Below are 10,975 nucleotides of genomic sequence, written 5' to 3'. Positions count from 1 at the left end.
CCTATGCCGGCGGAGCGTCTTGCCGTGATGACGTCCGCCGGCGAGGTGCAGTCGGTGCAGTGCGGCAGCAATCGCGCGTCCTACCGGTACGTGCTGCGGATGCCGCGGGTCCGGCGCTGGTCGCCGGACGATCTGGTCTGGCTCGCCGAAGATGACTATTTGTACACGGAAAAATCGCTTTCCAGTCTCGTCGCGGCAGCGACCGCGCTCCCCGCGGTCGATTACTTCACCCTTTACAGCACGCTGCGATTCTCCTCAACCACCACCCGCCGCCGGCCAATGATCCACCGGGACGGCGGCAGCCACTCCCACGCGCCGGTGGTCGACGGCGTGACCTGGGCCAGGGCCGCCACCACGACCAGCACGTTCGGTCTGCGGGTCGGCACCCTGCTCGAGGACGAACTGCTGCTGCGCTCGATCCCGTTCGTCGGCGGCGCCTTCGACCGCGCGACCTGTCTCACTCTGCAGGGTTTCCAGCCCTTCCGGCTGGCCGAGCTGAGCGGGGAACCGCCTGCGTTCGCCCCGCCACCCCCCGCCGCGCGGATCGCTCGTCGGGTGGTGCTGAGCGGGCTGCGCACGACACTCAACGCCGTCGCCTTGGCGCGGCCCGAACGGCTGCGCCGCACGATGCTGGTGCCGGAGCCCTCCATGGCCACGCACATGGAGCTGGGTGAGGCGCTCGTTCCCGGTCACGACTGGGCGGTCGAGGCCGAGGCCGTGCAGGCCTGGCTACAGGCTCGGCGGCCCGGCCCGCTGGAGACGCCGCTGCTCGGCGCCATTGCCACGGCTTCGGGTACGCAGCGATCCTCCACCATGCACGGACCCTCCACCATGCACAGACCCTCCGTCGCGTGAGACCGCGACCGGCACCGCGAGGGTGGGGGTCTGCCGGCCGCCGCACCGTCCGCGCCGCCCGGACGAGGAACAGACGTGCCGCCCATCCGCTCCCGCTGCCGCTGCTCCTCCTGCTGGTCATCGGCCTGGTCGCCGGCGGGCTCAGCTCCTGCTCGAACAAACCCAAGCCGCCCCAGCCCGGCGGCGTGCGCTGGGTCTCCGGCGCCAACGGCAACTACCCTGCGGACGTCAACCTCTGGTCGGTCTTCACCGGCCGCAAGGTGGACCTGGCCGTCGTCTTCACGGATCGGCAGGACTGGACCAACCTGGTCTCGGCCGGCTGGCCGACGCAGGCCTTCACCCGGGACAAGTTCCCCGGCGGCCTGTCGGTCGCCCAGCCGATGTTTCCCAAAGACGGCGACGAGGCCACCTGCGCGACTGGCGCCTACGACAACTACTGGCGGCAGTTCGGCACCACGCTGACGACGTTCGGCCGCGGCGACGCCTTCGTCCGGCTCGGCTGGGAGTTCAACGGCGACTGGTTCTGGTGGTATCCACGCGACGTCGAGACCTGGAAGACCTGCTACCGCCGCACGGTCCTGGCGATCCGGTCGACCGCGCCGCACGTGCGGATCGACTGGAACATGACCGCGCACCGGGATCACCTGCCGGTAAGCGGTCAGGACATCTGGGATGCCTATCCCGGTGACGACTACGTCGACGTGGTCAGCATCGACTCCTACGACTCCTACCCCGCGTCCGTCAGTAAGACGATCTGGGACCGGCAATGTCATCTGCGGTCCGGTCTGTGCACGGTGATCGCCTTCGCCCGCGCCCACGGCAAGAAGTTCGCCGTTCCGGAGTGGGGTCTGGTGCGCACGACCGGCGGCGGTGGCGACAACCCCTACTACATCCAGAAGATGTACGAGACCTTCACCGCGAACGCCGACGCCCTGGCCTACGAGGCGTACTTCAACAACGCCGAGGAGGGGAACGTGGAGTCCTCGCTGTACAGGCCGGTACTGAACCCGAACGCGGCGGAACGCTATCTGGCGCTGTTCGGCGACCGCTGACCGCGCTCGCCTACTCCTGCCGCGAAGYCGGCGGGCACCGTCGGCTTCGGCGTGCCCGGCCGGCGATAGCGGCAGGCCGGGCACGGGAGAACCATCAGGCCAGGGTGGCCTCGAGGTCCTTGCGGATCTCCTCGGGGGTGACAGTCGGCTCGTACCGGCGGACCACTTTTCCGTCCGGGTCGACAAGGAACTTGGTGAAGTTCCACTTGATCTCGTCGGTGCCGATCGCTTCCGGCCGGGTCTTCTTGATGTGCTCGTAGAGGAAACCGGCATCGGGCCCGAAGTCACCGGGCGCCTCGGAACGCAGGTGGGTGTACAGCGGGGCCGCGTCGGGTCCGTTCACCTCGATCTTCCCCAGGACCGGGAAGGTGACGTCGAACTTCGTGGCGCAGAACTCCTGGATCTCGGCATCGGTGCCCGGCTCCTGCCCGCCGAACTGGTTACACGGGAAGCCGAGGATCTCCAGGCCGCGGCCGTGCAGATCCCGGTACAGGGACTCCAGCCCCTCGTACTGCGGCGTCAGACCGCATTTGCTGGCAACGTTGACAATCAGCAACGTCTGGCCGGCGTAGTCGCCGAGCGAGCGGGAGGTTCCGTCCGCGGCATCGACGGTGAAGTCATGGACAGTCATGGACACCTGACTCTCGATGAGGGCGAGCTGGGACTTCGCGGCCGGTCTCCGGCCGCCGAGCGACTTCGACGCTATCCCCCAGAAGTTTTTATGTCATCGAGTTGGTTGCATAACCCGTCAGCGAGGCGAACCGGTGCCTCACGACCGGGATCGACACCGGGATGGCTGGCGCCCCCCGGTCGGGACCGGTCAGGGCCGACCTGGGTGTCTGCGATGCTCATGGGATCCGGAACGGATACTCACGGGTCCCGCGACGGCCCCCAAGACGACGAACAGGAACGTCAGAGATGACCATCGAACCCGAACTGTTGAAGATCCTCGCCTGCCCGGTCGACAAGGGACCGCTGGAGCTCGTCGACGGCTGGCTGGTCAACCCGCGTCTCGGCCATCGCTACGAGATCCGCGACGACGTTCCGATCCTGCTCAGGCCGGATCACGTCGACCCGGCCGTGGCACGCTCCTCGTCCTGATCCGGCCCAGGACCTCCCTCTGCCCGGGCTGAGCTTCTACCCGGGACTGGGCTTCCGCCGGGTCTGGGACGGGCAGGGGAAAGGATCGGAAATCGGTCGGGGCCCGGGGAGAAGATCCCCGGGCCCCGACCGTCGGTGACGGGAGTCGGCTACTCCCGACCGAACTGCTCACGCAGCCGACGCAGCGCCTCTTCATCGATCGCCGAGGAAGGCTGCTCGGACTGGGAGGTGTAGGAGGAGGGGGCCGCCGCGGCGGCATCGGCCTCCTGCGCGGCCCGGATCTGGACCTGGTGCGCCTCGAAGCGGGCCTGGGCCTCGGCGTACTGCCGCTCCCATTCCGCCTGCTGCTCCTCGTAACCTTCGAGCCATTCCCCGGTCTCGGGGTCGAAGCCTTCGGGGTAGACGTAGTTACCCTGCTCGTCGTACTTGGCTTCCATGCCGTACTGGCTCGGGTCGAACGCCTCGCCGTCGACAGCCAGCCCTGTCGCCTCGTTCGCCTGCTTGAGYGACAGGCTGATGCGGCGGCGGTCGAGGTCGATGTCGATGACCTTCACCAGGATCTCGTCACCGACGTTCACGACCTGCTCGGGGATCTCCACGTGCCGCTCGGCCAGCTCGGAGATGTGGACCAGACCCTCGATGCCCTCGTCCACCCGGACGAACGCACCGAACGGCACCAGCTTCGTGACCCGGCCTGGAACGACCTGACCGATCGCGTGGGTCCGGGCGAACTGACGCCACGGGTCCTCCTGCGTCGCCTTCAGCGACAGCGAGACCCGCTCGCGGTCCAAGTCGACATCGAGGACCTCGACGGTAACCTCCTGGCCGACCTCGACCACCTCGGACGGGTGGTCGATGTGCTTCCAGGACAGCTCGGAGACGTGCACGAGGCCGTCCACACCACCGAGGTCCACGAAGGCGCCGAAGTTGACGATGGAGCTGACCACGCCCTTGYGGATCTGGCCCTTGGCCAGCTGGGCGAGGAACTCGGAACGGACTTCGCTCTGGGTCTGTTCGAGCCAGGCCCGCCGCGAGAGCACAACGTTGTTGCGGTTCTTGTCCAGCTCGATAATCTTGGCTTCGAGCTCGCGGCCCACGTAGGGCTGCAGATCGCGGACCCGGCGCATCTCCACAAGCGAAGCCGGCAGGAAGCCACGCAGGCCGATGTCGAGGATGAGACCACCCTTGACGACCTCGATCACGGTGCCGGTGACGACACCGTCCTCGTCCTTGAGCTTCTCGATCGTGCCCCAGGCGCGCTCGTACTGCGCACGCTTCTTGGACAGGATCAGGCGGCCTTCCTTGTCCTCCTTCTGGAGGACAAGGGCCTCGACGTGGTCGCCCACACTGACGACCTCGTGCGGGTCGACGTCGTGCTTGATCGACAGTTCCCGGGACGGGATCACGCCCTCGGTCTTGTAGCCGATGTCGAGCAGCACCTCGTCGCGGTCGACCTTGACGATGATGCCGTCAACGATGTCGCCATCGTTGAAGAACTTGATCGTCTTGTCGACGGCCGCAAGGAAGTCTTCGGCCGAGCCGATGTCGTTGACCGCTACCTGTGGTGTGGTCGGGCTGGGCGAGATGGTCACGGTCTCCACGGGTCGTACGTCGGTGGTGCTCGTCAAGGGGTCGGCTCCGGCTAGGGGTGGTCGTCCGCGCGAGGGCCGGATCGAACCGCCGGGACCGAGGGACAGAAACAACGCCAAAAACGAAGAAACTGTCAGAAACGATAACGACGCTCGAGTGGATCCGCTCGGTCTGAGACCCACAGACCCTCGTGCACGCCCCCAAGTCTAGGGACGGGTGTCCAGGGTGGTCAACGGGCGCCCGTACCAAGACGTGCRCCGTCCGCCATCACTCTCACTCTGCGCAGACACATGACGTCCATATGTAGTTTTTGGTGGCGGCGTGGCACCGCGGTAGGCGGGACAACGCCGTCCCACGGATCGTCGCGGCACACGGGTGGGAACGTGTGCGGACGGGACACGACAGGGACTGACGGCGCAGATCGGTTGAAAAGTGGATAAATGGGTGAGTTCGTGGCGTCCGATTCCCGACACCTGCCGACGGCCTGGCCTCGCGGCGCCCGACGCCCGGTCATTTTCGGGTCAGCGCCGGCTCGCCGATCCCCCGCGCTCGGGCCCCCCGCGCTCGGGCCCCCCGCGCTCGGCCGGCTGTGCCCCAGGCCCACCGGGCTGCGGCGCGGGCTGCGGCCCGAGCCATTCCAGACCGTCGAACTCGACCCGGGGCTGCTTCCACCCGGCGCGCGACGCCCGTCCATCCGGCACGCCGGGCAGGTCGGGATCGAGAGACCGGACCGGAGGGGACGGGTCTCGCGCGTCCCGGTCCGTCATGTTCCGTGGTGACATGAGGCCTGACGCGAGTGGCACCGTCGGGCTATCGACGGGCTTTCCGATCACCTCGACCTCGCCCGGCGATCCGCCGGCCCCGCTCACGAGGCCGCCCTCCCCGCCCCTCGCCGCCCCTTCGAAGCGCCTCGCCACCCATCTGTCGGCCCGCCGGGCCCACTCCCGGGAGAGGGTGATGCAGGGACGCTCGATCAAAAAGTGCGTCACGGTGGAGACCCCGACGGTCAGGGTGAGGACCACCAGGAGAAACGGCGGGTAGGGGATCTTCCACAGCCGCCAGCCGCTGTGCTCCAGCACCAGGTCGATGACGGCCGAGTGCCACAGATAGATGCCGTACGWGATCGCTCCGAGGAAGGCCAGCGGAYGGCTGGCCAGCAGCGGCCGCACCCARCCGCGGTCGCCGTGGCCGAACACCGCCGGGAGCAGCAGGAAGAAGCCGAACAACCCGTAGCCCAGGTGCTTGCCCATGTCCTGGCTCCGCGTGGCTTCGAAGATCGGCACGAGCGGCAGGCCGAGATGCCTGCTCGACACCCAGTAGAAGAACGCGGCGATGCCCCAGCACACCGTGCCCGAGCCGGGCAGCTCCGCCCAGCGCGGCGACCTGCCCTGCCGGGAGTACCAGGCCGAGAGCACGGCGAGCAGCATGCCCATGGCGAACAGGTCCCACCAGACCGGCAGCCAGACGTTCCAGCCGTTCATCCAGGTCTGCGTGGACGGAATCACCAGGTAGTGAACGATCTTGGCGGCGACGAACGTAACCGCGAGCGCGGCGAGTTCCACGCGCAACTGGGCGGCGGGCGGACGGTCCCGCCGCCGCAGCAGCCACGCGTACACCGGTATCGCCAGGTAGAACGCCGCCTCGACGTCCAGGGTCCAGGCCTGGGTGAGGCCCTGGATCGCCCAGTGCTCCTGATAACCCTGGACGAAGAACGCCGTCTGGAGCAGACCGGCCAAGCCGTGCACGCCGACCCGCTTGCTGCTGACCACGGTCAGCGTGACGGCGAGCGCCACCCAGTACAGCGGGACGATCCGCATGAACCGCCGGACCAGGTAGCCGGCGGCGTCCGAGCCGCGGATGCCGGCGAACCGGGCGGCGACGAACGGACGGTAGAGCAGGAACCCCGAGATCAGGAAGAAGACCGCGACACCGATCTCACCCCGGGCGGTGTAGGGGCCCAGCCGGCTGCTGGTGGTGAAACCAGCGGGAAACGCGGTGTGCACGACGACCACGAGGACCGCTGCGATCGCGCGCAGGCCGTCGAAGCCGTCGAAGACGACCTTGGGTGGACGGACCGGCGCGGGAGTGCGCGGTTCGGGGATGGAAGCGGTGCCGGCCGGGCCGGCGGCTGCGCCGGAATCGGCTGCGGCCGTGAGGGAAAGGGCGGGTCCATTCACCGACCGAGCGCCCGGAGATCAGCGAGGTCCGGCACCCAGGCAACGTACCAGTCCGGTGTGCGCGACCACGTCGACACCCCGAGCGAACCCACCCTTTCTACCCGGCCGGACGGTCTACCCGGCCAGCCAGTCCGCGCACAGAAGCCCGCCAGCGGATCCGCACCCAGGGGCCCCGGCCGGCCGGTCCGCGAACCTACCGCGGCACCCGAGCCACTACACGACGCCCGAGCCACCGCGCGGCGGCCGTGATCGCGACGGCGGCGAGCAGCACGATCGCGGGCTCCGCGGCGGCCCGGAACCGGGTCGTCCCGTAGATCGCGACCGAGGCGAGGCTCAGGGCGATCGGCACGGCGAGCAGTGGCAGCAGCACGACCCGGCGGCGGCGCAGCACCACGACCCCGGCGAGCGCCGCGATCTCCAACGGCCACAGCGTGACCATCCCGACCTGGCTGAGGAGCAGGGGGCGCCGCTCGATGGTGTCCAGCCGGGCCTGCTGCCAGGGCCGGTAGACCCCCCACGTCCGACCGAGCCGCGCCGCGGCCACCCGGGGCAGGCTGCGCTCGTTGTGTTTGATGTAGTCGTACGCGGCCCGGCGGTAGAACACATCCCGTTCGGAGCGTTCCTGGGGCGAGGGTGGCAACGCCAGGATGCAGTCAAACGACCACCAGCCGACGTACCGGCCGGAGTAGCTGGCCGGGCAGTGGGTGACCGCCAGGGTGGAGCCGAGCCCGGTGGACAGGTACTCCGGCTCACTGAACCGGGACAGGTTGTAGATGGTCCAGGGCGCGATCGTGAGCGCACTCACCGCCGCCGCGACGGCCACCAGGGCGATCCGGCGCCGCCAGGCGAGTTCACGGGCCGTGGCGACGAGTGGCACCACCAGCACCACGGCGAGCAGCGCCAGTTCCGCTCGCGCGAGCATCACCGCAGCGAGGGCCGCTCCGAGCCAGGCGGCGTCGGCGACTGTCCGCCGGTCTCGGAACCGGTAGGCGGCAAGGATGATCCACGCGCAGGTGAGGATCCCGGTCGTCTCCGACATCAACAGCGGGTCGTTGAGCCACATGCCCGGATAGACAGCGGCGATCCCGGCCGCCACCAGTCCGGTCACGGGGCCGGCGATCCGCCGCCCGGCGAGGGCGACAAGCACGATCGACAGCACGCCGAGCAGACATGAGAACAGCTGGTGGGACAGGAAGCTGGTGAATCCGAGCACCGATGGCACGGCCAGYAGCCCGCTGGTCAGTGGGGGGTGCTGGGCGTCGGGGACGTAGCGGCCGGACAGGGCGAGTTCGTAGGGATCGGGCCAGCCCCGGCCGGCTGCGAAGAGGTTCGCCGCCTCGTGGTAGTAGTACGCGTCCCCCTCCACGACCGCYGGATGCAGCCAGTGGAACAGGTAGAACAGGCGGACGGCGAGACCGAGCAGCCCGATCGCGGCCAGCCACAGGTGCCAGCGCACGGGCCGCGCCCGCCCCAGCATCGCGGAGAACCCCGACATCACGGGGAATCGAGACGTGGGTTGGCCCGTGGACACCGCCGGCGCCGGGGCCACCATCCGGGGGAGCCCCGCCGTGGTCTCAGACACGCGCGGAAGGTACCAATGTCCCGATAACGGCTCGACACCGCGTCCGCCGCGACAGCGGCGAGCACACCGCGCGTACGTCCTTCCACGCCGCTGCGATTAGCCTTGCCTGTCGTATGTCCTGGCGAGGTCGCAGCCGACGCAACCCCCGGCGACGAGGAGGGAACGAGGCTGACCAGCAACGACGCCGACACCTTCCCGCTCGCCTCCGGTGGGCGCCACCGCCGGGTGGCACCCGGACCGGAGCCCACCGACACCGTCCCGATCAATACCCGCCTGGGCGGGACTCGCCCGGCGCCCGGGGCCACCCGGCCGCCGGCCGGACCTCCCTACCGGTCTCCCGGGACGGTGACGGCACCCGGGGCGAGAGCCCGGGCCGGCACCCGGCCGCGGACCGGCACGCGCGAGGCGACGGGGCCGCTGCGGGTCGAGGAGGATCTCGACGCCACCGGACCCGTGCTCGCGCCGCTCGGGCACTCCCCCGCGCTCGACGGCCTGCGCGCGCTCGCGGTCACGGCCGTCATCGCATATCACGCCGGCGTCTCGTGGATGCCCGGCGGCCTGCTCGGCGTCGACACCTTCTTCGTCCTCTCCGGGTTCCTCATCACCGGCCTGCTGATCGCCGAGTACCGCTACAACCGGCGCATCGACCTTCGCGCCTTCTGGATCCGCCGGTCCCGCCGCCTGATGCCGGCGCTGCTGCTGCTGCTGCTCGGGGTGGCGGCCTACGCCCGCTGGATCGCCTCCCCCGGCGACGTGGGAACCCTGCGGCTGGACGCGCTCTCCACGCTGCTCTATGTCGCAAACTGGCGTTTCGCGCTGTCCGACCAGAGCTACTTCGACCACTTCTCGGCTCCGTCACCTCTGCTGCACACCTGGTCACTGTCCGTTGAGGAGCAGTTCTACGTCCTGTGGCCGCTGATCGTCTACCTGCTGATGCGGCACAGCGCGAAGACCGTGGACCGCTGGCGCCGGCAGCGCCAGAAGGCCCAGTCGCTCGCGCTCACGGTCGCGGTCCTCGGCGCCGAGGCGTCCGCGTTGGTGGGCCTCGCCCTGCTCGTGGTCGGGACGAACCCCTCCCGGATCTACTACGGCACCGACAGCCGCGCCCAGGCCCTGCTGGTCGGGGCCGCCCTCGCCGTCTGGCGGGCCCAGCGGACGACCCCGATCTCCGCCCGGGCCCGGTCGGTCATGTCGGTCGTCGGCTGTGTCGCCACGGCTGCGATGATCCTCCTCTGGACAACGGTGGGTGGGGAGAGCCGCGGACTCTACGCCGGCGGCTTCCTCGGGGTTGCGATCATCGTGATGCTGCTGGTCGCCTCGCTCGTGGAAGCGCCCCGAGGCCCGGTGGCGAGGGTGCTGGCCACCGCCCCGCTGACCTTCGTCGGCCGCATCTCGTACGGCCTGTACCTGTGGCACTGGCCGATCTTCCTCACGCTGACGGCGACCCGCACCGGGACGAACGGCGTGGTCCTGCTGGGGCTCCGCCTCGCCGCCACGCTGGCGATCACACTGGCCTCGTTCCACCTCGTGGAGAACCCGATCCGGCGGGGCAAAGTACGCTTCCCCGTCCCGCGGGTGACGGTGCCCGCCGCCCTGGGCGGGGTGCTCGCGGTGATCCTGCTGGCGACCGCCGGGACGTCGGCGTCGGTGCGCACTCCCGCGGACCTGGAGGCGTTGGCGCGGCGGGCGGCGACCTCCCCACAACCGGCCGTCGCCGTCAAGGCCGGCGGGAACCCCCCGATCAAGGTCCTGCTCGGCGGCGACTCGGTGGCTCTCACCCTGGGGTTCAGCGACTTCTCCTCGATGGCCGCCCAGCAGGGTATGGAGATCCACGACTTCTCCAAGCTGGGGTGTGGCGTCGCACGGGGGATGCAGCGGCGCATCCTCGGCAGCGCCGGTCCCACCACCGACGGATGCGACCAGTGGCCGCAACGGTTCGCCCAACGGGTGAACGAGGTCAACCCCGCGCTCGCGATCCTGCTGGTCGGTCGCTGGGAGGTCACCGACCAGATGCGGGACGGCCGGTGGACGCACATCGGCGATCCGGGGTTCGACGCCTACCTCGGCCGGGAACTCGACCTCGCCATCGACACGCTCGGCGCCAAGGGTGCCAAGGTGGTGCTCCTGACGACCCCGGTGTTCAAGCCGACCGAGGCGCCGAACGGCGGCATCTACCCGGAGACGAAGGCCGAACGGGTGGTGCGGTTCAACGCGCTGCTGCGGGCCGCGGCGGCTCGCCATCCCGGCGTCACCGTGATCGACATCACGTCAATTCTCACTCCGGGTGACAAGTACGTCGACGAACTGGACGGTGTCCGGCTACGCGACGACGACGGTGTGCACATCTCCAATGGCGGTGCCCGACGGATCGGTGTCGCGATCATTCCCCAGCTTCTCCGGATCGCCCGGGGAGCAGCGGCCGCCGCACCCGCGCCGACCACGCCGACCACGGGAGCGGGACCCGGCTGACCCGCCCGCTTTACCCGACGCTAACCTTCCGCCCAGTACCGGGCGGTCTACAGGAGGATTCGACGTGCCTCGCGCGCTGATTACCGGGATTACCGGTCAGGACGGGTTGTATCTGGGTGAGTTGCTGACCGCGAAGGGTTATGAGGTGT

At 69.4% G+C, this 10,975-nt stretch carries 9 protein-coding genes; 5 read left to right on the top strand and 4 right to left on the bottom strand.

Translation table 11 applies throughout. From position 1 onward, the window contains the following. The coding region (locus KBI5_RS12360; protein WP_085015298.1) for a hypothetical protein at positions 1-855 on the top strand (855 nt) is incomplete at its 5' end. Next, complete coding sequence (locus tag KBI5_RS12355; protein ID WP_011435510.1) at positions 852-1,907, top strand: glycosyl hydrolase; 1,056 nt, start codon at positions 852-854, stop codon at positions 1,905-1,907. The genes KBI5_RS12360 and KBI5_RS12355, both read left to right, overlap by 4 nt. Positions 1,908-2,001: 94 nt before the next feature. On the opposite strand, the gene KBI5_RS12350 is transcribed toward KBI5_RS12355, so the two are convergent. Beyond that, entirely contained in the window at positions 2,002-2,538 is a 537-nt protein-coding gene (locus KBI5_RS12350; RefSeq protein WP_011435509.1) for a glutathione peroxidase, read from the bottom strand. Positions 2,539-2,825: 287 nt separating this feature from the next. Between KBI5_RS12350 and KBI5_RS12345 the strand changes: the two genes are divergently transcribed. Beyond that, positions 2,826-3,008 (top strand): Trm112 family protein, encoded by a 183-nt coding sequence (locus tag KBI5_RS12345; RefSeq protein ID WP_011435508.1) that lies wholly within the window; start codon positions 2,826-2,828, stop codon positions 3,006-3,008. Positions 3,009-3,157: 149 nt separating this feature from the next. On the opposite strand, the gene rpsA is transcribed toward KBI5_RS12345, so the two are convergent. The 3 genes from rpsA to KBI5_RS12330 all read right to left on the bottom strand — a co-directional run bounded on the left by rpsA (position 3,158) and on the right by KBI5_RS12330 (position 8,270). Next, positions 3,158-4,636 (bottom strand): 30S ribosomal protein S1, encoded by a 1,479-nt coding sequence (gene rpsA, locus KBI5_RS12340; protein ID WP_085015297.1) that lies wholly within the window; start codon positions 4,634-4,636, stop codon positions 3,158-3,160. 483 nt (positions 4,637-5,119) lie between these two features. Further along, positions 5,120-6,775 carry an acyltransferase gene (locus KBI5_RS12335; RefSeq protein WP_085015296.1) on the bottom strand — a complete coding sequence of 552 codons (1,656 nt, stop codon included), beginning with the start codon at positions 6,773-6,775 and terminating at the stop codon, positions 5,120-5,122. A gap of 193 nt (positions 6,776-6,968) precedes the next feature. After that, entirely contained in the window at positions 6,969-8,270 is a 1,302-nt protein-coding gene (locus KBI5_RS12330) for a glycosyltransferase family 39 protein (protein WP_241882838.1), read from the bottom strand. Between the two features lie 189 nt (positions 8,271-8,459). Between KBI5_RS12330 and KBI5_RS12325 the strand changes: the two genes are divergently transcribed. Next, entirely contained in the window at positions 8,460-10,826 is a 2,367-nt protein-coding gene (locus KBI5_RS12325) for an acyltransferase family protein (protein ID WP_023841594.1), read from the top strand. Between the two features lie 64 nt (positions 10,827-10,890). Then, positions 10,891-10,975 (top strand): GDP-mannose 4,6-dehydratase (locus KBI5_RS28710; protein WP_330219012.1); only part of this gene is annotated, 85 nt, incomplete at its 3' end.

Source organism: Frankia sp. KB5, assembly GCF_002099325.1.
Classification (GTDB): domain Bacteria; phylum Actinomycetota; class Actinomycetes; order Frankiales; family Frankiaceae; genus Frankia; species Frankia casuarinae.
The sequence above is the reverse complement of the archived record's forward strand: the minus strand, read 5'-3'. Positions and strand labels throughout refer to the sequence as shown.

Excerpts from the sequence above, each read along its gene's own strand:
- KBI5_RS12350 (WP_011435509.1), bottom strand. The coding sequence starts at position 2,538 with ATGACTGTCCATGACTTCACCGTCGATGCCGCGGACGGAACCTCCCGC.
- KBI5_RS12345 (WP_011435508.1), top strand. The coding sequence starts at position 2,826 with ATGACCATCGAACCCGAACTGTTGAAGATCCTCGCCTGCCCGGTCGAC.